Consider the following 21,907-nt stretch of genomic DNA (forward strand, 5'->3'; position numbering starts at 1 on the left):
GAGTGCGCCAGTGTCGACCGCCTGTCACGGTTCAGCGCTGCCCGAGCGATTCGTCGAGAGCGCGCAGCTGGTCCGCGCGGACGTCGCGGAGCACGGCGAGGGTCGCGGTGATCGCGAGGTCGCAGGCCTCGTCGACGCCGGCGCCGTCGACGATCAACGCGCGGTGGGCGACGTCGAGGCTCATCCCCAGCAGGAGCGACGCGAGGGTGTCGGCACTGGCCGCGATCCGCGCGCCGCGTTCGGCGTAGTTCTGGCGTAGGCGTGCGGCGATACGGGGTTCGAGCGCGGCGTACAACCGGCGGTCACTGCCACCCTCCCGGTGGCCGATGAGGACACGCAGACCTGCCGGGTGGCGTCGGGCGTAGTCGAACAGGGCCTGCACCGAGTAGCGGGCGCGGGCGCCGTAGGGCATGTCCTCACTCGCGTCGTACACCTCGAACATGAACGAGGTGAACGTGTCGAGCTCGCGGGTCATCACCCGGTTGACCAGCTCGTCGCGGGACCCGAAGTGGGCGTAGAGGGTGACCCGGGTGGTGCCGCCGCGTTCGGCGATGGCGGTCATCGTGGTGCGCTCGGCACCGACCTCGGCGATCACCGCGCACGCGGCGTCGAGCAACTCGTCGTCGGTGGGCCGATTGCGGGTGTTGCGGGCCGGTCGTGCGACGTCCGTGGCCACCGGATCGTCGGTGTCTCCGGTGGCCACGTCGTCCCGGTTCCGTTCGTCTCGTCCGTGCGCCTGCAGACCGCGCGGCCTTAGGAGGCGCGGTCCTCGACGGTGCGCCCGAAGTAGGCCGCCTCGACCATGTCCCGCCGGTTGCGGAGTTCGCTCGCGGGTGCCGAGAGCGCGACCCGACCGTGGTGCAGCACGATGGCGGCGTCGGCGATGCCGAGAGCGAGATCGATGTGCTGTTCGACGAGGACGACAGCCATCTGGTGTTCGTCGGCGATCGATCGCAGTCGGGGCAGCAGGTCCTGGACCGCGACCGGGGACAACCCCAGGCTCAGCTCGTCGATGAGGAGGACCTTCGGGTCCGCCAGCAGCGCCTTGGCGAGTGCGAGCATCTGCTGTTCGCCGCCGGAGAGATTGCCGCAGCGTCGGCCCCGCATCGTCTTGAGCTTCGGGAAGTACTGGTAGACGGTGTCGAGGTCGGGCCCGTTACGACGCTTGGCGAGACGGAGATTGTCCGACACCGACAGACGGTGGAAGACGCCCCGGGTGTCGGGGACCAGGGTGATCCCGCGCCGCGAGTTGCGTTCGATGCGACGGTCGATGGGGTCGCCGAGGGCGGTCACCGTGCCCGACATCAGTCCGAGGGCACCGACCGCGGCGAGCAGACTCGTCGTCTTGCCCGCCCCGTTCGGACCGAGCAGCGCGAGGATCTCGCCGGGACGGACGGCGGCGCTGAGACCGCGGACGGCGGGGACCCCGCCGTAACCGACGGTGACGTCGTCGATCGTCAACACCGGTGTCGTCGAATCCGGTGTCGTCGAATCCGGTGTGGTCGGGTCCGGTGTCGCCGGGCCGGGGGCGGCGTGCGCGCTCATCGCGTTTCCTTCGGGTCGGGTCCGGTCGGGGCGGCGTCCGGGTCCACCTCGGGACTGCCGAGGTAGGCCGAGATGACCGCCGGATCGTCCTGGATGGCGGCCGGGGGCCCGCTGGCGATCACCCGGCCGAAGTCGAGCACGTACAGGCGGTCGCACACGTCGAGGACGAGCGACATGTCGTGGTCGATGAGCAGGATGCCGATACCGGTCGCCGCGATCCGGCGGAGTTCGGTCCCGAAGTCGCGGCTCTCGTGGGTGTCGAGTCCGGCGGCCGGCTCGTCCAGCAGGACGAGTTGCGTCCCGCCGACCAACGCCCGCGCGACACCGACGAGCTTCTGCTGTCCCAGGGTCAGCTCGCCGGGGAACTGGTCGGCGGCATCGGCCAGGCCGACGAGTTCGAGTGCCGACGAGATGACATCGGCGGGCGGACGGGAACCGTTGAGGACGTCGGCGAGCATGGCACGCAGGCCGACCGGCTGGACCGCCACGGCCAGGTTCTGCTCGACGGTGAGGTCGGTGAACAGTTCGCCCGCCTGCCACGTTCGGGCCATGCCGGCCCGGCGTCGACGATGGGGGCTCGCCTTGTCCAGTCTCTCCCCGCGCAACGACACCGTGCCGGTGGCCTTGGTGAATCCGGTGACCGCGTCGACGAACGTGGTCTTGCCCGCGCCGTTGGGTCCGATCAGTCCGACGATCTCGCCCGCCGAGACCGAGATGTCGATGTCGGAGTTGGCGCTGACGCCGCCGTACCGGACCGACAGCCCGCCCGTCTCGAGGAGTGTCGTCGACGTGGCCGGCTTCTCGAGTGTCGACTCAGACATGTGCACCCTCCTGTGCGTTCTGTGCCGCGCCGGGCGCTTCCGGACGGGGGGACGGTTTGTGCCGGTGGGCGCGTAGCTTCTCGCCGAGCTCCGACATGGCCCCCGCGACGCCGACCGGGTTCAGCACCGCCATCAGCAGGAGGCTGCCGGCGGCGAAGAGCTCGTAGTACTCACCGAGAGCAAGGGTTTGGTTGAGGAACACGTAACCCACGCCCAGCGGCCCGATGATGCCGGCGAGGACCGCACCGGCGAACGACGTGATGCCGCCGACGTAGGTCATCGCGAGCAGCGTCAGCCCGATCATCACCGTGAACGAGCCGGCCGACAGCTGTCCGCGGCTGTAACCGATGAGGCAACCGCCGATGCCGGCCAGGAACGCCGACAGCGCGAAGCCGAGCAATTTGGTTGCGGCGACGTTGATCCCGACCGACGACGCGGCGCGCTCGTTGGAGCGGACGGCCAGGAAGGCCCGGCCGGTCGAGCCGCCCATGAAGCGCAACACCACGAGAGTCGCGATCGCGACGACGATCAGGACCATCAGCGAGAACCGGATCGTGACCAGGTTGGTGCCGTCGCGCACCCCGAGGTCGAGGCCGAAGATCGTCGGGTCCGCGATGAGGTTGCCCTCGAAGGACGTGATCGCCGGGTTGTTGAAGACGAAGCTCTGGATGGCCAGGGCCGCAGCCAATGTCACGACGGCCAGCTGGGCGCCGCGGATCCGGAGTGCGGGCACGCCCACCAGGACACCGAGGCCGGTCGCGATCAGGGCGGCGAAGATCATGCTGAACGGGAACGGCACATCCCAGTTGGTCGTCAGCTTCGACAGGGCGAACCCGGCCGCGCCGGCGAAGGCCATGCTCGCCAGCGAGATCTGGCCGAGGTAACCGGTGAGCAGGACCAGCGACAGTGCGATGAGGCTGAGGATCACCGAGGTGACGACGCCGAACCGCCAGCTGCCGGACGTGAGGAGGATCGCCACGACGACCACCGCGATGCAGACGACGGTCGGGATCAGCCGGATGCGGGGGATCCGGACCGCGGGCATGCGCACCTCGCCGAGCGAGCCGCGCGACGGTATCCGACCGCCGAGCAGGAAGAGGGCGATGACGACGATGACGAACGGAACGGCGTCGCCGAGGCCGGCCTGCGCCCATTCCGGCCACCAGTCCTTGGTGGTGAGCCACGTGATGGTGGATTGGAATGCGCCGAGGACAAGGCCTGCGGCACAGGCGATCCCGAAGGAGGTGAGCCGGCCGACGAGGGCGACGGCCAGGGCCGGGATGACGAAGAAGGTGTAGCTGGTCTCGGTGAGTCCGATGGTGTAGGACGCGAGGACGACGATGAGACCGGTTGCCGCACCGGTGAGTGCCCACACGATCGCCGCGAGGCGGTCCGGGGAGTAGCCGGACAGTCGAGCGGCGAGTTCGTCTTCGGAGCCCGCGCGGGTGGCGACGCCCAGGGTGGTGAGCCGGAAGTAGGCCCACAGCACCAGTGAGATGGCGATGGCGACACCGGCCAGGATCAGGTCCGAGACGTTGACGACCGCGCCGGCGATGTCGACGGTGTCCTCCGGCAGGATGGCCTCGGCGAAGAGGTTCTCGGTCTCGAAGCGGAGATGGACGAGCGCCTGGATGAAGAGCATGAGTCCCACCGAGGCGACGACCTGGGCGAGCACCGGTGCCGAGCGGAGCGGCCGGAAGATGAGTACGTGTGCGAGCAGGGCCCAGACGACCGCGCTGAGCACGCCGAGGAACAGTGCCAACTCCATCGAGGTGGGGTCGGACTCACTCCCGAGTTTCAGTGTGCCGATGGGCAGGACGAGACTGCCGTCGGTGCGCAGTGCGGCGACGAGATAGACCGAGTAGAGGCCGATGGCACCCTGCGCGAAGTTGATGATGCCGGTGGCGGCATAGATGCCCACGAGGGACGACGCGAGCACCGAATAGATGGCACCGGCGGATAGTCCGAGGAAGACGAACTGGAGGAACTGGCCCATGTGGCGTACTCATTCGTTCGGCGCGTACGGATCTCACGCGCGTGTGAGGATGCGGAGCTTTCGGATCGGGGAGCAGAGCCGGGTGTGGCGGGGTGGGTGACCACCCCGCCACACCAGCGACCCGTGTCAGTAAGCGCCCGGGATGCGCTGCAGCGCAGCCGGAAGCGGGGTGATGAAGCCGCCGGTCGCGGGTTCGGTCTTCTTCTCGGCGACGACGTCGAACAGCAGCATCTCGGTGGTGCAGTTCGGTGTGGTCGGCTTACCGCAGTTGAGCTTCGGGCCGATGAAGGACTGGTAGTCCGTGACTGCCTTGAGCGCACCGAGCACGTTCGGGCCGGTGAAATCGGTGACCTTGGCGTTGTTGAGCGTGATCGCGAAGTCGGCAAGGGTCGCGAAGGTGCCGTAGGCGTAGAAACCGCCGGTGCCACCCTGCTCGTCGATGAATTTCTGGGCGATCCCGAGATTCGCCTTGGCCGGCTCCGGTGCGGAGTCCATGGCCGGGGGCTGCCAGATCGGTGAGTATGTCTGTGCGCCAACCGCTTGCGCACCCATGGTGTCGATGAAGTCGGTGCAGGCCGCCATGAACATGGTGCCCTCGTAGTTCACCGACCGCAGCGACTGCGCGAGCTTGGTGCACACGTTGTCGTTCTGTGAGGTCATCAGACCGGCCGCGGCGGGGTTGCCCTCGGCCAGGGTGGTGGCCAGCGAGGTGAAGTTCGGGCCGGTCGGCGGGTAGTAGACCGACTTGACGTCGATGCCGAGCTGGGCGCCGAGCGGCTTCATCAAACCGTCGAACACCTGATGTGCCTGGGGGAGATCGGCATTCGCCAGCGACAACGAGTTCTTGTTCGCGGCCTTGAGCTGCTGCATGAAACCGACGAGGAACGCGGCGGGAGGCGGACCGAAGTACACGCGGTTCTCCGCCGAGGCGCCGGTGGAGGTGTTGAACGGGATCTGGCCGACCAGCGGGATGCCGGCCGAGGTGAGAATCGGCACCGCGGAGGCGGATTCGGCATTGTAGCCGTCGATCGCGGCGACCACGCCGGCCTCGACGAACTGATTGGCGCACGACACCGTCGATTCCGGTGCGGTCTGGTCGATTCCGCAGTCGACGATCTCGACGGGCCGGCCCCCGATGCCGCCGATCTGGTTGTTGATGTAGTCCAGGGCGGCGTCCTTGCCGGTGGTCACGCCACCCTGGGTGGCGGGGCCCTTGGTGGGGTTGAACAACCCCACCTTGATCGCCTCGCCCGACGCCTTGGTGCCGCTGGCATCCGCGGCGGAGCCGTCCGATGATCCGCCGTCGTCGCTGCTGCACGACACGACCGAGAAGATGCACGCCGCGGCGACGGCGACTGCCGCCAACCGTCCGGCTCTCCTGCGTGAATTCGACCAACGCATGTTTCGACTGCCTTTCCCGATGATCTCCGGGCACGACGGAACCGCCCTGCGAGAGGGCACGGCGACATCGCCCCGGCGGGGCTTAGAAGGATTGAGTTCATCGACCCAGCGCTGTGTCTGGGTCCGCGATTCCGGCACCGTCCGCCCTGGTCACGGCGGTGAGTCCACGTCGGATGTGATGTGGGCCACTCGAAAAGTAGCCATACCCTTACGCCGGTGTCAAGCTGTTCGGCGAAACTGGACACACAGTGGACCACATGGCACGACACTGCCCGTCACGAACGAGTTCGCAACGGGCAGTGGGACAAACGATTCAGTTACCGGCAGGTCAGGGCGGCCCTCAGTGGACGGTCACCCGTCCGTCGCGGCCGACCGTGACGTCGGCGGTGTAAGCACGGACGAGGTCCAGGCGCTGCCAGGAGGCGCGGCCGGAACGCTGGTCGTCGAGCGGATAACCCGCGGGCGACGCGGTCTGTTCCAGGACCTGACGCCGCTGCTCGTCGGTCAGTCGCGGGTACGCCCCGGCGATCAGTTCGACGGCCTGTCGGGGCACCACCATCGGATGTGTCGGCGACGAGACGCGTCCGAATCCGTAGGTCATGCGCTGGGCGTAGATCGTCTGGGCCGCGGCGTCGGTGGCGTAGGGCGTGTCACGCGCAATGCACACCGAGAGGGCTGCGCCGCAACGCCATTCGAGTTCCTTGCGGATCTCGGTGGCAGACGCGGCGAGGAGCCGGCGAAACTGCGGGTCGTTCCAGCGATCGGCGGCGGCGGCCTGCCCGACGATCGCTCCACCGATCACGTCGAGCGGGTAGTGCACGCCCAGCACGATGCGGTGATGTCCACCCTCCGAGGCACGGGCGAGGAACTGCGGCGCGAGTTCCGGGAGCATCGATGCGAACAGGGTGCCCCGCCAGAAGAACAGGCTGGTGTGGCCGGACGGGAACGACGGGTTGCTGCCCAGCGCGTCGTACTCGCTGGCTCCGGCGCGCATGTACTTTCGGATCCGCTCGGGTGCGACGATGAACGGCCGCTCGTACCCGAACACGTACTTCTCGACGAGCGTCGCGTTCGCGAGCCCACCGGCGCGGGCGAGGTAGTCGCTGAAGAGGGCCGTGGTCTTCGGGAGGCGATCGGCGGCGAGGGCGTTCCGGAAATCCCGTCCGAGCCGGTCGCCGAAGGCATCGGACATCGTCCAGAGCGGATCGTCGTGTGCGTCGGCGAGTGCCCGGCGCTGCAGTCCCGGGTTGCCGGCCGCCGACTGGTTGATCGCGACCGCCGTCTCGAGATTGCGAGCCATCACCTCGGGGTGATCGCGGCGCAGGGCGGTGAAGGTCTCGACCGGTTGCAGGTACACGCCGCCCGGATACGACGAGATGTCCGAGGCGTAGAGCCGGGCGATGTCGGTCACCGGGAACGGCGCCGGGGTCGGCTTGGCCGGCGCGGCCTGGGCCGATGCCGCGAGCGAGACGGTGGCCGCGATGGCCGCGACGCCGGCGACGATTGATGTCGCCAGGCGTCGGCCCGGCATCGGTCGCGGTCGGGCAGCGTTGTCCGAGATCACGCTCTGAATCCTAGAGGGAATGTTCGCGGGGTGAATGGCCGGACAACTACTGTTCATCCGACCGGCAACCCCTGCTCGAGGAGATCGATCGCGCGCAGCGTCGTCTCGAGCTGGGGCATCTCCCGGTTGTCGTCGAACTCGGTGGCCAGGTGGAAGGTCACCCCGGCCACCGCGTCGAGGAACACCTTGAGCCGGAAGTCGTCGGGTGCGATCCGTAAGTAGTCGGCGATGAGCTGGGTCATGTCCGAGATCATGCGCTCGGACTCGACCTGAAAGGTCTTCTGCAGCAACGGCTCGGTGCGGATCAGTTGCATGCGGAGCGGATTGCCGACCCAGGGGTCGTCGACCGTCAGGCGGTGCAGCTCTGTCATCAGGCGCCGGATGAGGTCGAAGTGGCTGAGGCCGGGCGGCATGGACTCGACGATCGCGTGCGCCTCGGCATGAAGGTGCTCGTCACCGACGACCACCTGCTCCTTCGACGGGAAGTAGCGGAAGAACGTCGTATGTGAGACGCCGGCGGCCTCGGCGATCTGCTCGACGGTGGTCTTGGCGTACCCCTGCTCGGCGATCAGGGTGATCGCCGCCTGCCGGATCGCGTTGCGGGTGCGCAATTTGTTCTGTTCACGCAGGCCCATCCGACGCCCCGGTGCGGGTTCCGGGGCGTCGGAGTCGGCGTGCACAGTCAGGCAGTTGCCCATGCGTGCTCACTTCTTGTCAGAAGGATTGTGCGGCTTCTCAGCTCGCCGGGACCGGGGACCTGGTGTCGTCCGGTTCCTCGAGCCCACGATGGCGGACTGCTTCGCCCTCGATGTCGAAGTTGATCACGAAGCGGTCGAGCCAGCGCGGGAGGCCCCAGGCCCGGTCGCCGAGCAGCGCGATCGCCGCGGGTACGACCAGCATGCGGATCACGAAGGCGTCGAAGAACACTGCCGCGGCCAGCGCGAAACCCATCATCTTGGCGGTCGTCTCCGGGGAGAGCATGAACGCCGCGAAGACGCTGATCATGATGATCGCCGCCGACGTGACCACCCGGGCTCCGTGCCGGTAACCGGCGACGATCGCCTCCTTGGCCGACAAGCCGTGCATGAACTCCTCGCGCATTCGGGTCACCAGGAACACCTGGTAGTCCATCGCGAGCCCGAACACCACGCCGATGAGGAAGATCGGCAGGAAGGAGATGATCGGCTGCGTGTGGGTGATCAATCCCAGCCAGCCCTCCTGGAAGATCGCCACGGTGACGCCGAAGGTCGCCAGGACCGAGAAGACGAATCCGAGGGTGCCGATGAGCGGGACCCAGAGCGACCGGAAGACGCCGATCATGATCAGGAATGCGAGACCGACGACCACGACCAGGTAGGGGATGAGTGCATCGTCGAGTTTCTGGGAGAGATCGGACATGATGGCTGTCTGACCGCCGACGTGGAGTTCGGCGCCACGGTTCTCGACCGTTGGTGCGAAGGCGCGGATCTGCTCCATGAGGTCGTGTGTGGCGGCTGACGACGGTGCGCTCTCCGGGGTGACCATGATGAGCGCGGTGTCGCCGGCCCGATTGCCTGTCCAGGTGAGCCCCTCGGGGTTGGCGACATCATTCAGGGTTGCGATGTGGCGGACGGTTTCCTCGGCCGCGGCGTTGATCGCGCCGTCCTCATCGTGCACGACGACGAGCAAGGGGCCGTTGATGCCCTCACCGAAACCTCGGCTCAGCAGTTCCTGCGCGGGTGCTTCGGCTTCGCTGGACAGCGACAGACCGAGTTCCAGCTTGGTGGCCGGGATGGCCGCGCCCGCGAGCGCCAGCAGGCCGATCACGATGAACGGGATGGGCCATTTGACGACGGTGCGCCCGACCTTGACACCCAGGGTGTCGTCCTCGGATTCCACGGCGTGCTTGATCCAGGGGATTCGGGGTAGGAAGGCGAACCGCCCGAACGCACCGAGGATGGCTGGGATGAGGGTCAGAGCAGCCAGCACCGCGATGAACACGGCGACGCCGGCACCCGCGCCCATCTGAGTGATGATCGGGATGCCGATCACCATGAGGGCCACCACCGCGACGATCACGGTGAGGCCGGCGAACACCACCGCCGACCCGGCTGTGCCGACGGCTCGGCCGATGGCATCTGACGGCGCGCCGCCGCGGAGGAGTTCCGCGCGGAACCGCGACACGATGAACAGCGCGTAGTCGATGGAGACGGCGATGCCGAGCATCGTGACGATGGCGGTGGCGGACTCGTTGATCGACAGCGCCTCGGCTGACAGCGTGAGCAGCAGGATGGTGATGCCGACGCTGACGATGGCGGTGACGAGCGGTATGAATGCGGCGATGAGGGCTCCGAACGCCACGATCATCACGACGAAGGCGACGGCGAAACCGAGCAGTTCGGCTGTGCCGCCTGCTTCCATCACCTGCATCAGCGACCCGGTCGCCTCCACCTGCAAGCCGTCGACGGAGAACTCGTCCAGGATCGAGACCAGTTCGTCCTTGTTCTCGACGGTGAGGTCGAGGATCGGGATGTCCTGGCGCACCTGGATGAGGCCGACCCGACCGTTGTCGCCGACGACCTGCGCAGCGAGTGCTGGATCAGCGGCCGCAACCGTCAGCGGGTTGACGACGGTCTGCGGCTCGATCACGTCGGGGAGTCCGCGGAGGGCCGCGGCGAGTTCGTTCAGCTGCGCGGTGTGGTTCTGCAGCCCGTCCTCGGCAGCCACGAGGATGCTCGTGGACGCCTGTTCCTGCTGGGCCATGACCTGTGGGAAGTACAGCTCGACCTGTTCGGTGGCAACCCCCGAGTCGGTGCCGGGAAGGCTGAAGTCCTGCGCGAACTTGGGCTGGAGTGCGCCGACCAGTCCGGCGACCGCGATGAGCGCAGCCAGCCAGGCCGCGATCACCGACCATTTGTGGCGAAAGCAGAAGCTTCCGAGCTTGAACAGAAACGACGCCATGCGTGGACCCCTCTGGTGCTGCGGAAGACCGGCCCCCGAAGGTCCCGGCGCAGATGACGAGAGAAATGGTACCCACTAACACTCGGGACTGAGTACCACTTTTCGGAGCGGGCTCCGTCACACCGCGCTGCAGGTGTGGCCGGCGTCGCCTTGCGAGAGGGTCTCGTCAGCGCGCGTTCGGCGGCGTCTGATGTCCGCGGGGATCGGCGTCCGGGCGGTGACGCGGATCGATCGGGTTGTTCGACGGCTGACCGGCGTGCCGGCCTGCGATGTACGGGTCGTTCCGCCCGTCCGCACCACGCCCATCAGCACCACGTCCGTCGGCGCCCTGTCCCTCGGTGTCCCGTCCATCCGCGTTCCGTCGGACATCGGGGTCGAGACGGTCCGCACGGGCGAACTCGCGCTCGACCTCGTGCCGCGACTCGGCCGCGTGTCCCTGGTGGTGGCGTGCCTGTTCCTGCAGCCGCTTGGCCTCTGCGGCCTTGGCATCGGCTTCGGCCTGCGCTTTCCGTGCCCGGGCGTCGGCCTCCTCGGCGACGGCCTCGCGGTGGCGGACGGTCGAGACCTGTTGCGTGGCGTTCTGCCTGATCTCCTCGGCTTGAACCCGTCGGCGTGCCTTTCGCTGACGAAGCAGCAGCAACACGAGCGCAAGAATGACGATCACGACGACGACGGCGATGATGATCCAGATGGCGGTGTCCACGACTCACTCCTCGGTCGGATGATGGTGCGCGTCGGGTACCCCGCGGCGGGGATGGCTAACCCATCCCCGTCAGCTCGCTGACCTGCGGTGGAGCAGCGTCACCGCGGGTAGTCCACTCGTTCGGGTGGCATTCGCCGGTCGGCGGAAGCGGTGATGCGGTCGTAGCTTCGGTGCCACAGCCATTCGAGAGGGCCTCGCTCAAATCGGCTGAGCCACAAGCGGGAGAACAGCATGAGCACCACGGCGATGCCGAGGTACAGGGATACCGTGGCGGGGACCAGCGTCGAGCCGTCGAGATGGTGCGCGAGCCCCAGTCCCCAGCCGTAACAGACGGCACCCGCGATCGCGTTCTGCAACACGTAGCAGGACAACGCCATTCGACCGACCGGTGTCAGCGCACGGCCGCACCGCCCGGGTGTGCGGCCGTCGGCGTAGTACCCGGCGACCCATGCGAGCAACCCCAGTGCGACGACCGGCGCGAACCCGTACCGCCCCACGACGAGTCCGGCATCGCCACCGGCCAGTCCGACGGCGAAGTCGAGAGGTAGGGCGACCCCCAGCCCGACGGCCATCAGGCGTCGCCGAAGCCGGGCGCCGCGCGGTTGCAGGACGCCGGCGCGCAGCAGGGCCGCGCCGATGAGGAAGAGCGCGATCGACATCGGCAGGATGAAGAGGACCTCGGCACGGAACATCAGGAAGTTCTCGGCGCGGAATGCGATGAGGTCGACGAAGCTGCCGCTCGCGTAGGGGTTGGGGGAGAGCTCTGTGTCGGAGCCGGACGGGGCCGGTGCGGTCACGAGAACCCATGTCACCAGGACGAGCAGCGCCACGTGCACCGACGCGGCCAGGGTGATGGCGACGTACTGGCGACGAAGTCGCATCGACAGCAGGTAGGCGACGATGAGTCCGGTGACCGCGTATCCCATGAGGACGTCGAACTCGGTGAAGAGGAAGTAGTTGATCACGCCGTCGACGAACAGCAGCGCGGCTCGCCAGTAGTACCGTCCCGGCCAGGGCCGGCCTCGTCGAACAGCCGACCGCTGCTGGATGGCCAGTCCGATTCCGAACATGATCGTGAGCAGACCGAGGAATTTGCCCTGGGCGAGCTGCTGCAGGAGGTCCTCGGCCACCGCCCAGGAGCCGGTGGCCCGGTAGGCGCCCTGGATGTAGCCGATCAACCCCTCCGGGTTGGTGAAGATCCAGATGTTGGTGGCGAGGGTGCCCAGAATCGCGATGCCGCGCAGGACGTCCAGCGCCGCGTGTCGGGTCGCCATCGTGTCTCCGTTCTGTGCCACTTTTTTGCTGACACAACCGTGCTATCAAAACTCGAAGTCAAGGTAGCACGGGTGTACTAGCATGGGTCAATGCCCAAGTTGATCGACCGGGACGGGCGACGCGCCGAGATAGCCGAGGCCCTGTGGCGGATCGTGTTGCGCGAAGGCGCATCCGGAGTATCGGTCCGCGAGGTGGCGGCCGAGGCGAACATCTCGGTGGGCTCGCTTCGACACGTGTTCGCGGACAAGGAAGAGCTGCTCGAGTTCTCGATGCGCCTGATCTATGAACGGGTGGCGCTCCGCATCCGCGAGCACGACCGCATCCGCGATCCGCTCCGCTGGGCCGAAGCCGTGTTGTCCGAGGTCCTACCGCTGGACGACGAACGGCGCGTCGAGATGCACGTCAACCTCGCGATGGTGACCGAGTCGGTGGCACATCCCGGTCTCGCGGATGCTGCGCGCGAGGCCCACGACGGTTTGCGTTCACTCTGTCGGACGGTGTTGGGCGTCCTCGACGAGCACGGGCTGATCGGCGCCGGCCGCGATCTCGACTCTCATGCGATCGCGGTACACGCCCTTGTCGACGGTCTGGCGATGCACCTGCTCCTCGCTGACACGGATTCGCCGGCTCGCGCGCAGCGCGTGCTCCGGGAGCATCTGACAGGGCTGGCGGCCGAGAGCCGAGAGACGTTGCAGTGAAGCGATATTCGCTGTCGGGCGGATACCGTTGTGCTGCTGCGGACCGGTCGGAGGACTAACTCTCCGGGTCCGTGTCACCCTCTTCGCGGGCGCGTCGTCGGTCGGCATGCAGCGACTTGACGCGCCGCTCCTCGCGACGGACCTCGATCTGGGTGGCGCGTTCGGCGGCCAGCCAATCCGGCATCTCGGCGAGGAGGTCGTCGATCTGCGCCGTCGTGAGTGCCTCGGTGATTCCCCCGCGAACCAGGCCCGAGTTCGAGATGCCGAGTTTCGCCGCGACCAGATTCTTCGGGTGCGGGCCGTCGGCGCGAAGCGTGCGGAGCCATTCCGGCGGGTCGGTTTGAAGGGCGGCGAGTTCGGCCCGGGTGATCGGGCCCTGCTGGAACTCCGCAGGAGTGGCCGGCAGGTACACGTCCAGCTTCTTGGCGGCGGTGGCCGGCTTCATCGACTGCGAGCTCATTCGACGAGGGTATCGGGCGGTAGCCTTTGGGCGTGACCACACCCGACGTTCACGCAGCGGGCGAGGCCCCTGTCTTCCGACTGGCGTACGTTCCGGGGGTCACGCCGAGCAAGTGGGTCAGGATCTGGGCCGAGCGGCGTCCCGACGTCCCGCTGGAACTCGTCGCCGTCGACGTCGCGGACTGTGCCGAGGCGGTCGGGGAGCGGCGCGTCCACATGGCGATCACCAGATTGCCCGATGCCCTGCGGTCCGGCGGTGCGCGGGAACATCACACGATCGACCTGTACGAGGAGACGACGGTCGTCGTGGTGCCGAAGGACCACGCCCTGACCGCCGGCGACGAGATGACCCTGGCTGATCTGGCCGACGAGCAGTTCCTGTGGCCGCTGGACGAGCCGTTGGCCGTTTCCGAGCGCCCGGGTGTGGCGGTAGACCATCGGCCCGATACCACCGGTGACGCAGTCGAACTCGTTGCGGCCGGCGTCGGCGTACTGCTCGTGCCGCAGTCGCTGGCGCGCCTGCATCACCGCAAGGACCTGGTGTATCGACCGGTCACCGACGCCCCGACCGGGTCCGTCGGACTCCTGTGGCCTGCTCCCACAACTCAATTGGCCGATGAGTTCATCGGCATCGTGCGCGGCCGTAAGGCGACGTCGTCGCGGGGGCGGACCGACGAGGCGCCCAAACGGTCGGCGAAGGAGAAGGCGGCGGCGAAGAGGGCGGCACGCGAGGCGGCCGGGAAGATCCCCGGCAAGAGTGCTCGTCGGGGGCCCGGTCGCCCGAAGCGCCGGTGACCCCACGCCGTGGCGTGCCGCCCCTCGGGAGGGTGCGTCAGGCGCGCCACTCAGCGGTGCGCTCGGGTGATGCCTCGGCGAGCGCCTTGAGAGTGTCGTCGACGCCGAAATCCTTGCCGTACACCGGCGTTCCCGGCTGTTGCCGCCACGACTCGGCGAGCGGTCCGGCGTCGACCGGGTCGAACCCGAGTTCGTCGACCACGCGGAACACGATCTCCTTGCCCGCCGTATCGTCGCCGGCGATCGGCAGCGCGATACGGCCCTCTGTGCCCGCGGGTACTCCCTTGTTCAGCAGGTGCTTCCAGTAGATCCCGTTGAACACCTTGTACACCGGGACGCCGAGCAGTTCCGACACCCAGACGCTCTCGGGGGTACCGTTCTCGATCGCCTCGATCTTGCCGTCGCGCTGCTGGGGGTAGTAGTTGTTGGTCTCGATCACCGGGGCGTCGGGCTTGCGGGCGTCGAGGATGCCCGGCGCGAGGTCAGGGGTGTTCTTCTGCGGGATGCTGACGATCACCAGGTCGGCGTCCTTCGCGGCGTCGGCCGCCCAAACGGCGGTGGCGCCGGTCTCGGAGGCCAGTTCGGCCAGCGTCTCCGGGTCGCGCGAGTTCGCCACCTGCACCTCGTGTCCCAGCGATGTCAGACGACGCGTGAGCGTCCCGCCGATGAATCCCGCTCCGATGATCCCGATCTTCACAACTGCACCTCTTGTTCGACGACGATGTTGTCCATCGGCGCAACGAGGCGACCGGTTCGGCGCATTCCCCGAGAACGACCGAAGGTGACGATCGCCTCCTCGGTGTCGCCGTGAGATGGGCCCTGGTGCCTATGAGGTGGCCGACCAGCTGTGCCACGTCAGAGACTCCACGACGATCACCGGTCCATCGGGCCGTCGGAGTCGATACTGCGGGTACTTCGCGGCCAGCGTGTCGATGCCGTGACTGCCGACGGATTCACCGGCGTCGACGACATGTGCCCGGCCGTCGACTCGCACCCACCACAGTTCATCCCAGTTGTCGGAATACATGTCAGCCAGGAGCGACACCGCGGGGTTGTCCGCGATGTTGGCGAGACGACGGAGTGCGGTGGTTCGTTTCGGCTTGTGATCCACGCACGTGTAGATGACGTCGTCGTCGAGTGCGCACACGACGGGGACCAGGTGCGGCTTGGTGGAGGGTGACACGGTGGCGAGTGTGACCGACCGCGCGGCGGCGAAACGTTCCCGACACAGGCGCAGGTCCATCATTCGAGGATGGCATGCACTCGTGGGAAACAAGGTCACCGATGAGTTCGGGCGCCGGTTCGGGTCCACCTCTGTGTCCGATCCCCGATCCGGGGGACCCGACCCGAAAGGGCCAGCACCATGACGCACGAGAACGTTGCCGTCAGCCGCACGATCTCCGCCACGCCCGACGAGGTGTTCGCGGCGCTCGCCGACCCCCGCACACACCAGGCCATCGACGGCACCGGCTGGGTTCGGGACGCAGTCGACACGACGCCGCTGCGGGAGGTGGGCCAGGTCTTCCGGATGAACATGTACCACTCCAACCATCCGGATGGTGACTATCTGATGGAGAACCGGGTGGAGGTGATCGAACCGCGGTCGACGATAGCGTGGCAACCAGGGCAGCGCAACGACTCCGGGGAGCTCGAATTCGGCGGCTGGACATGGCGTTACGACCTGGTGCCGGTGGGGGAGTCGTCCACCGGGCTCACCCTGACTTACGACTGGTCGGCCGTGCCCGCTCACATCCGGGAGTACATCGAGTTCCCGCCGTTTGCCGACGACCATCTGCGTAACTCGTTGAACCACATCGCCGAACTTGTCGGCTGATCGGCGAGGTCAGCGACTGAGCGAGACCCGGCGCCCCACCCCGATCGCCCGACGATCCGGTCAGCCGACGAGGTCCGGATCCGGATCGCGATGCGCCGACGCAGCCGATGTGGGTGACAGATCGGCGGTGAGCAGGTCGACGGTCGGGCTGCGCGTGATCACCTTGTGGCCCCACCACAGAGCGAGGAACACGAACAGTGCGCCGTAGGCGGTGAGCCAGAGTTCGAGATTCCCCGCGGATCCGTCGCGGATCGCCGGGAGATTCTGCCCCGCGATGACTGCAACACACATGAGCAACGCGATGATCGGGCCGGCCGGGTAGAGCCAGGCCTTGTAGGGGAGTCTGCCGAGGTCGAGACCCTGCGCCTGCCACGCCCGACGAAAACGATAGTGGGCCCACGCGATACCCATCCACGTGATGAAGCCCGCCACCGACGAGGCGGTGACCAGCCAGACATACGCGCGACCGTCACCCACCCGACTGGCCAGGAAGCAGAGGGCGCCGATGGCCGTCGTCGCGGCCACGGCGAGGAGTGGCACTCCTGATCGAGTGACCCAGGCGAACACACGTGGGGCGTTCCCCTGCACCGACAGGCCGTACAACGCGCGGGTTGCCGCGAACAGGCTCGCATTGCCCGCCGACAGGATCGCGATCAGGATCACGGCGTTCATCATCGATGCCGCCACCGCGATCCCCGCGTCGGAGAACACGAGGGTGAACGGGGCGATCGCGATGTTCTCCTCGGACGCATTCAGCAGATTGGGGTCGGTGTACGGGATCAGGAACGCGATCACGGTCAGGGTGCCGATGTAGAACAGCAGGATGCGCACGAAGACGGTGCGCACGGCGCGCGGAATCGCCGTCTTCGGTTCGACCGCCTCGCCGGCGGCGACCGCGATCATCTCGGTGCCCTGGAATGCGAAACCGGCGATGAGGAAGACCGACAGCATGCCGAGCGGGAAGTCCACGAACGGGGCGTCGTCGATCGTCCAGTTGCTGAAGCCCGGCGACGGACGGTCGCCGACGACACCGAGAATCAGCAGCACGCCGACGATGAGGAAGACGACCACCGCGATGACCTTGATCGCCGCGAACCAGAACTCGGCCTCGCCGAACGCCTTGACCGCGAACAGGTTCAGCGCCAGCAGACCCGCCAGGAACACGACCGACCAGATCCACGACGGCACGTCGGGTGCCCAGTACTTCATGATCAGCCCGGCGGCCACCAACTCGGCGGCCAGGGTGACCGACCAGTTGAGCCAGTAGTTCCACCCGGCTGCGAAGCCGAAGGACTTGGACACGAAGCGTTTGCCGTACTCCTCGAACGGGTTGCTGCACGGGATGTATGCCGACATCTCGCCGAGGCTCTGCATCAGGAAGAAGACCATGCAGCCCATCAGCAGATACGCCAGGATGGCGCCACCCGGGCCCGCGTCGGAGATGGTGGCGCCCGAGGCGACGAACAAGCCGGTGCCGATGGCGCCGCCGAGCGCGAGCATGCTGATATGACGACTCTGAAGTCCCTTGCGCAGCGACTCGTCGGGGGTGATCCCCAGGGGACTGGACATCGGCAGAGTCTAACGGCCGGTCGGCCCGTCGGCCGGGTATTGCACTGTTGCCCGAGTGCTGACCCTCAATCGAGGCTGGTCAGTTCGGAGACCAGTTCGTGCACCGGGTCACCGGGACCGATGTCGTAGGTGCACTGGTCGTGCCTCGGGTCTGGGACGAATGCCCAGAACAGTGCGGTTGCCGTCCCGGCCGCCCGCTGACCGGCGACCTTGGTCCGGAAGTCGTCGGCGCGCTCGGACGTCGAACCGCATGAGCCGGCATGCTGGCCGATCTCGTTCACCGCGAGGGGTTTTCCGACTGCGCGTGCCTGGCGTAGACGCTCGGCCAGTCCGTTCCACTGATCCCCGGGGAGCGCGACACCGTCCGCACCGTAGTCGTGATAGTCCAGGACGTCCACGTACGGGGAGCCGGCGACGTACTGGTAGTCGGGCCCGGCGGTGCCGCACTGGCCACCGCCGGTGAAGCCGGACCAGATCACCGCCCCGCCGTGCAGCCGGGCGACCATCGCACCTGCGCTGCCGAAAAACGACCGCAGTACGCGCGCGGCGTCGACCGGGCACGACCGCTGCTGCCATCCACACGACTGATCGCCACAGATGGACGGTTCGGGTTCACCCACCAATTCCCATCCCGCCAGGGCCGACCTGCTCTTCCAGCGTCCCACTGCCGTCCTGACCCACTGCTCGAACGTAAGTCCACCCGCGCCGGCGACGGTTCGCCAGCCGGATCGGTACCAGTCTCGTTCCTTGAAAACTCCGCTCTCGCATGCGCCATCGGCGGCCGCGAGGACAGGCAAGACCATCTGACCGTGCCGCGCGGCGGCGTCGAAGACGGCATCCATCGGCCCGAAATCCAATTGCTGGGTGTACTTGTTCACGGCCAGTTGAGCGAACAGATTGAAGCGAGTGAGCGAATGCGGAGGTAAGGCGGCGAAATAGTCGTCGAGATCAACCATCGCTCCGCAACCGGCATTCACCGACCAATCGGTGGCCAGCTGGTACGCATCGAATCCGGATGGCCACCAGTGCCGTCCATCGACGGTCAAGCCGGCCGGCGTGGCATCGACCCGGTTGGGCGCCGCATGTGCGGGCGGCGGCAGCAGCCAGCTCAGTAGCAGGCCGATGCTCAGCACCAGAATCGGAGTTCTCATCGCGGGCAGATGCATGTGTGCGTCCTGGGATGACGAGGACCGACTGTGGCGTCGGCCCGACTCGTCTGATGATTGCACGCCGGCCGCGCGGGTTTCGACCGCGTCCGAGAATGGGTACGGATGAACGTTTCGTGTGCGCCGAAATCGAGTTAGCGCAACTGGGCTCATTCCTCATTTCCCGACCTGCGCGACACTTGTGACACCATCGAGCTCGTGATGGGCGTACTGATAGTTGCTGCAGTGCTGTTCATCGCGAGCGCGGTGCTTGCATCGCAGGACCCGCGTCGTCTGGGCCCCGGTATCCTGCTGACCGCGGGCTTGTCGGGCGTGATGCTCGCCGCGGTGATCGCGGTCGTGGACAGGGGCGTCGACGACGACGGCTCGGTTCTCGCGCCGGCGGTGGTCATCGTGGCCCTCGGACTCGTTGCGCTGCTTGCCATCCTCATTCTCGGGGTGTCGTTGATCGTCAACGGCGTGACGCTTCTGCGCCGAGAGGGGCGCCGCCCCGCTAACCTCCTGTCGGCGCTCTTGGGTGCACTCCTGTCCGGTTACGCGCTCGGACTCCTGCTCGGGATCATCGTCGGATGGTTCGACGTCTCGACGAGCAACGCTCTGCTCAGATTCCTCCTGGCGGCGGGGATCCCGGCCGGTTACCTGGGATTCGTGTTCGCCTCGCTGCTGCTCTGGTCGTGGCTGTACGGCAGGTGGAGCAGGTGGCGGGCGCGACGGGCGAAGGTCGGCGCGATCATCGTCCTGGGTGCCGGTCTGCTCGACGGGTCCCGCGTCGGTCCACTGCTGGCGTCACGACTCGACCGCGGTCGCGAGATCTATGATCTGGCCCGGTCTTCCGGCCTGGACCCGCTGATCATCTGCTCCGGAGGCAGAGGTGGCGACGAGCGGCTGTCGGAGGCCGCGGCGATGGCCGAGTACCTCGTCTCGAAGGGCGTCGATCGTGAGGCCATCGCACTCGAGGATCGATCCACCGACACCGCGGAGAACCTCCGGTACTCGAGGCGTGTGCTCGACGAGCGTGGAGCGACCGAACCGGTCGCGGTGGTGACGAGCGGCTATCACGCCTTCCGCTCAGCGATGCTCATGCGGTCTGCCGGGATCGACGGATTCTCGACCGGCGCCCACACCGCGCGATACTTCGTCCCCAACGCCCAGGTCCGTGAGTTCTTGGCGGTTCTGCGTGACCACCGCTGGATCAACGCAGTCGTCCTAATCCTGCTCAGTGTGCCGCTGATCTCCGGCACCGCGGTGGCTCTCTTCGGCTAGTCGACAGTGGACGAGGGGGGCCTCGCGAGTCGCGGTGATGTTGGAGCCGATGACGGGAATCGAACCCGCGTATTCAGCTTGGGAAGCTGATGTTCTGCCATTGAACTACATCGGCGTGCGAGTGCCGGACTCGCGAACGACAGCCTAGCAAACCCGTGGCCGGGCCGGTCGCCGGCACGCGCAGATGTCGCAGAACGTGGCGTCAGGCGCAACGAACTGCGACATCTGGGCGAGGCCGGGTCTCGGCGGGCCGACGCGATTCGGTTGCGACGCAGAATAATTCGCCGGAAGGGGTTGCGCGGCGGGCGACCGCGCGGTAGCCTCGAACGTAGTTTCGAGTAAAGCCATGATGATGACGGGGGATGAAATCATGGCTTCTACCGGGCCATCTGCACCACCACTCCTTCTCGACCAGTACAAGCGCCTGCATGCACTTATGGACGAGATTGCCGAGACGCAGTCCACGGATTGCTCCGACACCGACCTCCTACAGGTCGCGATCGAGCACGAGCGCGCCGAACGACGGATGCTGTCGCTGTTCACCGATCACATCGTCGACATCGACGAGCGGTCAGCGTATCGGAAGATGGGGTGCCAGACCGTCTCCAACTTCGTCTGCCACGGTCTGAACCGGCGCGGCGAGGCGACCCGCCTGATGAATCGCGTCTGGGCCTTGGGCAGGTTCCCGGACATGCAGGGGGTGCCGCTCGAACCGCGCTTCCCCGAGACCGCCAAAGGTGTTGCCGACGGCGAGATCTCGGGACGCCATGTCGACGTCGTCATCGAGGTGATGCGCAAGATCCCCGCCGACGTGGACCCCGCCGACCGGGAAGCCGCCGAGGCGACGCTCGCGCACTACGCACGCGAGTACGACCCGTCGTCACTCCGTGACCTCGGCGCCCGCATCCTGGCCCACCTCGACCCCGACGGAACCATCACCGACGATCGCGACCGCGCCCGCAACCGCGGACTCAAACTCGGGCCGCAAGACGCCCAACTGATGTCCCGGCTCACCGCAACGCTCGACCCCGTGACGCGCGCCATGTTCGACGTCGTCTTGTCGGTGTGGGCCGCTCCTGGGATGAACAATCCCGCCGATCCCGAGTCGCCCACCGGGAACCCCGCCGCCGCGGACCCCGACGCGCTGGCCGCCGCTGCCGGACGCGACGAGCGCTCCGCCGAGAAGCGGAACCACGACGCGTTGCGCGCCATGCTGCGCTTCGTGCTCGACGCCGGCGCGCTCGGGGGTTCGCACCACGGGCTACCGCCACACCTCGTCGTCTCCATCACCGAATCGGCGCTGCGCGACGCGGCCGGCGACCCGGCACGGACCGCGACGGGAACCCTCCTACCCATCAAGGACGCCATCGACCTCGCCGCGGACGCGCAGCATCATCTCGCGGTCTTCCGGGACCACTCCAGCGAGGTGCTCTACCTCGGGCGGTCCAGGCGATTGGCCTCGCGCGCACAACGAATCGCCGCGGTTGCCCGCGACGGCGGCTGCACCTTCCCCGGATGCACGCGGCCGTCGTTCGACTGCGAGATCCACCATGTCGTCGAGTGGGACGCCCACCACGGCTCCACCGACCTCGACACCCTGGCGACCGCCTGCCCACCACACAACCGAGTCGTCGGTACCGGGGTGGATCAGTGGGCCACCACCATCGCCACCGACGGGGTCGACGCGGGCCGCGCCGTCTGGCACCCGCCCCGGTCGCACCCGTCGTCGACGCCGCGGATCAACCATGCCCATCGCACCGACGCCATCCTCGACCGGATGCGCGCTGATGTCCGGCGGCGGCGCAGAACAGCGGCACCGGAGAGCGGAGGGTCGGCGCCGACCGACACCGGCGCAGATCCTCCCTGACCATTCGATAA

20 protein-coding genes and 1 tRNA gene are annotated in these 21,907 nt (G+C 67.4%); 5 read left to right on the top strand and 16 right to left on the bottom strand.

What is annotated here, in order from left to right; translation table 11 throughout:
- Positions 1 to 31: 31 nt before the first annotated feature.
- From ACFVHY_RS07430 to ACFVHY_RS07475, 10 genes are all read right to left on the bottom strand, one after another.
- The gene (locus tag ACFVHY_RS07430; RefSeq protein WP_390270253.1) at positions 32 to 703 is read right to left on the bottom strand and encodes a TetR/AcrR family transcriptional regulator; all 672 of its coding nucleotides are present in this window, start codon (positions 701 to 703) and stop codon (positions 32 to 34) included.
- A gap of 50 nt (positions 704 to 753) precedes the next feature.
- Complete coding sequence (locus ACFVHY_RS07435; RefSeq protein ID WP_390270256.1) at positions 754 to 1,545, bottom strand: ABC transporter ATP-binding protein; 792 nt, start codon at positions 1,543 to 1,545, stop codon at positions 754 to 756.
- Positions 1,542 to 2,366 (bottom strand): ABC transporter ATP-binding protein, encoded by an 825-nt coding sequence (locus ACFVHY_RS07440; RefSeq protein WP_058249620.1) that lies wholly within the window; start codon positions 2,364 to 2,366, stop codon positions 1,542 to 1,544. Before ACFVHY_RS07440 ends, ACFVHY_RS07435 begins: the two co-directional genes overlap by 4 nt.
- Positions 2,359 to 4,362: an ABC transporter permease gene (locus ACFVHY_RS07445; RefSeq protein WP_065630387.1), complete on the bottom strand. Its 2,004-nt coding sequence runs from the start codon at positions 4,360 to 4,362 to the stop codon at positions 2,359 to 2,361. Before ACFVHY_RS07445 ends, ACFVHY_RS07440 begins: the two co-directional genes overlap by 8 nt.
- Before the next feature lie 126 nt (positions 4,363 to 4,488).
- Positions 4,489 to 5,763, bottom strand: a complete 1,275-nt coding sequence (locus ACFVHY_RS07450; RefSeq protein ID WP_390270259.1) for an ABC transporter substrate-binding protein — start codon at positions 5,761 to 5,763, stop codon at positions 4,489 to 4,491.
- 340 nt (positions 5,764 to 6,103) lie between these two features.
- The gene (locus ACFVHY_RS07455; RefSeq protein ID WP_390270400.1) at positions 6,104 to 7,294 is read right to left on the bottom strand and encodes a phosphatase PAP2 family protein; all 1,191 of its coding nucleotides are present in this window, start codon (positions 7,292 to 7,294) and stop codon (positions 6,104 to 6,106) included.
- A gap of 86 nt (positions 7,295 to 7,380) precedes the next feature.
- Positions 7,381 to 8,025 (bottom strand): TetR family transcriptional regulator, encoded by a 645-nt coding sequence (locus ACFVHY_RS07460; RefSeq protein WP_390270262.1) that lies wholly within the window; start codon positions 8,023 to 8,025, stop codon positions 7,381 to 7,383.
- Between the two features lie 37 nt (positions 8,026 to 8,062).
- The gene (locus ACFVHY_RS07465; protein WP_390270264.1) at positions 8,063 to 10,267 is read right to left on the bottom strand and encodes an MMPL family transporter; all 2,205 of its coding nucleotides are present in this window, start codon (positions 10,265 to 10,267) and stop codon (positions 8,063 to 8,065) included.
- A 166-nt stretch (positions 10,268 to 10,433) separates the two neighbouring features.
- A complete protein-coding gene (locus ACFVHY_RS07470) occupies positions 10,434 to 10,970 on the bottom strand; it encodes a hypothetical protein (protein ID WP_390270266.1) in 537 nt (178 codons plus the stop codon).
- A gap of 98 nt (positions 10,971 to 11,068) precedes the next feature.
- Positions 11,069 to 12,244 (bottom strand): DUF418 domain-containing protein, encoded by a 1,176-nt coding sequence (locus tag ACFVHY_RS07475; RefSeq protein ID WP_390270270.1) that lies wholly within the window; start codon positions 12,242 to 12,244, stop codon positions 11,069 to 11,071.
- Positions 12,245 to 12,334: 90 nt separating this feature from the next.
- Here ACFVHY_RS07475 and ACFVHY_RS07480 point away from each other — a divergent pair, with 90 nt between their 5' ends.
- Positions 12,335 to 12,943 carry a TetR/AcrR family transcriptional regulator gene (locus tag ACFVHY_RS07480; protein ID WP_390270273.1) on the top strand — a complete coding sequence of 203 codons (609 nt, stop codon included), beginning with the start codon at positions 12,335 to 12,337 and terminating at the stop codon, positions 12,941 to 12,943.
- Between the two features lie 55 nt (positions 12,944 to 12,998).
- Here the strand turns inward: ACFVHY_RS07480 and ACFVHY_RS07485 are convergent, their stop codons facing one another.
- Positions 12,999 to 13,388 (bottom strand): DUF5997 family protein, encoded by a 390-nt coding sequence (locus ACFVHY_RS07485; protein ID WP_058249924.1) that lies wholly within the window; start codon positions 13,386 to 13,388, stop codon positions 12,999 to 13,001.
- A 41-nt stretch (positions 13,389 to 13,429) separates the two neighbouring features.
- Here ACFVHY_RS07485 and ACFVHY_RS07490 point away from each other — a divergent pair, with 41 nt between their 5' ends.
- Entirely contained in the window at positions 13,430 to 14,197 is a 768-nt protein-coding gene (locus tag ACFVHY_RS07490; protein ID WP_390270276.1) for a LysR family substrate-binding domain-containing protein, read from the top strand.
- A gap of 37 nt (positions 14,198 to 14,234) precedes the next feature.
- On the opposite strand, the gene ACFVHY_RS07495 is transcribed toward ACFVHY_RS07490, so the two are convergent.
- Positions 14,235 to 14,894: an NADPH-dependent F420 reductase gene (locus ACFVHY_RS07495; RefSeq protein WP_390270279.1), complete on the bottom strand. Its 660-nt coding sequence runs from the start codon at positions 14,892 to 14,894 to the stop codon at positions 14,235 to 14,237.
- A 129-nt stretch (positions 14,895 to 15,023) separates the two neighbouring features.
- Positions 15,024 to 15,440: a TIGR03668 family PPOX class F420-dependent oxidoreductase gene (locus tag ACFVHY_RS07500; protein ID WP_390270281.1), complete on the bottom strand. Its 417-nt coding sequence runs from the start codon at positions 15,438 to 15,440 to the stop codon at positions 15,024 to 15,026.
- Positions 15,441 to 15,560: 120 nt separating this feature from the next.
- Between ACFVHY_RS07500 and ACFVHY_RS07505 the strand changes: the two genes are divergently transcribed.
- Positions 15,561 to 16,031: an SRPBCC domain-containing protein gene (locus ACFVHY_RS07505; protein WP_390270284.1), complete on the top strand. Its 471-nt coding sequence runs from the start codon at positions 15,561 to 15,563 to the stop codon at positions 16,029 to 16,031.
- Positions 16,032 to 16,091: 60 nt separating this feature from the next.
- On the opposite strand, the gene ACFVHY_RS07510 is transcribed toward ACFVHY_RS07505, so the two are convergent.
- Positions 16,092 to 17,600 (bottom strand): amino acid permease, encoded by a 1,509-nt coding sequence (locus tag ACFVHY_RS07510; protein WP_165629501.1) that lies wholly within the window; start codon positions 17,598 to 17,600, stop codon positions 16,092 to 16,094.
- 65 nt (positions 17,601 to 17,665) lie between these two features.
- Positions 17,666 to 18,766 (bottom strand): beta-mannosidase, encoded by a 1,101-nt coding sequence (locus ACFVHY_RS07515; RefSeq protein WP_390270287.1) that lies wholly within the window; start codon positions 18,764 to 18,766, stop codon positions 17,666 to 17,668.
- A 201-nt stretch (positions 18,767 to 18,967) separates the two neighbouring features.
- On the opposite strand from ACFVHY_RS07515, the gene ACFVHY_RS07520 reads away from it, so the two are divergent.
- Entirely contained in the window at positions 18,968 to 20,029 is a 1,062-nt protein-coding gene (locus tag ACFVHY_RS07520) for a YdcF family protein (protein WP_390270403.1), read from the top strand.
- A 41-nt stretch (positions 20,030 to 20,070) separates the two neighbouring features.
- Here the strand turns inward: ACFVHY_RS07520 and ACFVHY_RS07525 are convergent.
- A tRNA-Gly gene (locus tag ACFVHY_RS07525) sits at positions 20,071 to 20,144 on the bottom strand.
- Positions 20,145 to 20,399: 255 nt separating this feature from the next.
- Here ACFVHY_RS07525 and ACFVHY_RS07530 point away from each other — a divergent pair.
- Positions 20,400 to 21,896 carry a DUF222 domain-containing protein gene (locus tag ACFVHY_RS07530; protein WP_390270290.1) on the top strand — a complete coding sequence of 499 codons (1,497 nt, stop codon included), beginning with the start codon at positions 20,400 to 20,402 and terminating at the stop codon, positions 21,894 to 21,896.
- Positions 21,897 to 21,907 lie beyond the last annotated feature (11 nt).

Origin of the sequence: Gordonia sp. NPDC127522, assembly GCF_042672305.1 — a bacterium.
In the GTDB taxonomy this organism is placed as follows: domain Bacteria; phylum Actinomycetota; class Actinomycetes; order Mycobacteriales; family Mycobacteriaceae; genus Gordonia; species Gordonia hongkongensis.

What these genes read in the sequence shown, in the direction of transcription:
- ACFVHY_RS07445 (WP_065630387.1), bottom strand. Translation starts at nt 4,362, where the DNA reads ATGGGCCAGTTCCTCCAGTTCGTCTTCCTCGGACTATCCGCCGGTGCC.
- ACFVHY_RS07520 (WP_390270403.1), top strand. Translation starts at nt 18,968, where the DNA reads ATGGGCGTACTGATAGTTGCTGCAGTGCTGTTCATCGCGAGCGCGGTG.
- ACFVHY_RS07480 (WP_390270273.1), top strand. Translation starts at nt 12,335, where the DNA reads ATGCCCAAGTTGATCGACCGGGACGGGCGACGCGCCGAGATAGCCGAG.
- ACFVHY_RS07455 (WP_390270400.1), bottom strand. Translation starts at nt 7,294, where the DNA reads ATGCCGGGCCGACGCCTGGCGACATCAATCGTCGCCGGCGTCGCGGCC.
- ACFVHY_RS07460 (WP_390270262.1), bottom strand. Translation starts at nt 8,025, where the DNA reads ATGGGCAACTGCCTGACTGTGCACGCCGACTCCGACGCCCCGGAACCC.
- ACFVHY_RS07500 (WP_390270281.1), bottom strand. Translation starts at nt 15,440, where the DNA reads ATGGACCTGCGCCTGTGTCGGGAACGTTTCGCCGCCGCGCGGTCGGTC.
- ACFVHY_RS07465 (WP_390270264.1), bottom strand. Translation starts at nt 10,267, where the DNA reads ATGGCGTCGTTTCTGTTCAAGCTCGGAAGCTTCTGCTTTCGCCACAAA.
- ACFVHY_RS07505 (WP_390270284.1), top strand. Translation starts at nt 15,561, where the DNA reads ATGACGCACGAGAACGTTGCCGTCAGCCGCACGATCTCCGCCACGCCC.
- ACFVHY_RS07510 (WP_165629501.1), bottom strand. Translation starts at nt 17,600, where the DNA reads ATGTCCAGTCCCCTGGGGATCACCCCCGACGAGTCGCTGCGCAAGGGA.
- ACFVHY_RS07515 (WP_390270287.1), bottom strand. Translation starts at nt 18,766, where the DNA reads ATGCATCTGCCCGCGATGAGAACTCCGATTCTGGTGCTGAGCATCGGC.
- ACFVHY_RS07450 (WP_390270259.1), bottom strand. Translation starts at nt 5,763, where the DNA reads ATGCGTTGGTCGAATTCACGCAGGAGAGCCGGACGGTTGGCGGCAGTC.
- ACFVHY_RS07440 (WP_058249620.1), bottom strand. Translation starts at nt 2,366, where the DNA reads ATGTCTGAGTCGACACTCGAGAAGCCGGCCACGTCGACGACACTCCTC.
- ACFVHY_RS07530 (WP_390270290.1), top strand. Translation starts at nt 20,400, where the DNA reads ATGGCTTCTACCGGGCCATCTGCACCACCACTCCTTCTCGACCAGTAC.
- ACFVHY_RS07435 (WP_390270256.1), bottom strand. Translation starts at nt 1,545, where the DNA reads ATGAGCGCGCACGCCGCCCCCGGCCCGGCGACACCGGACCCGACCACA.
- ACFVHY_RS07475 (WP_390270270.1), bottom strand. Translation starts at nt 12,244, where the DNA reads ATGGCGACCCGACACGCGGCGCTGGACGTCCTGCGCGGCATCGCGATT.
- ACFVHY_RS07485 (WP_058249924.1), bottom strand. Translation starts at nt 13,388, where the DNA reads ATGAAGCCGGCCACCGCCGCCAAGAAGCTGGACGTGTACCTGCCGGCC.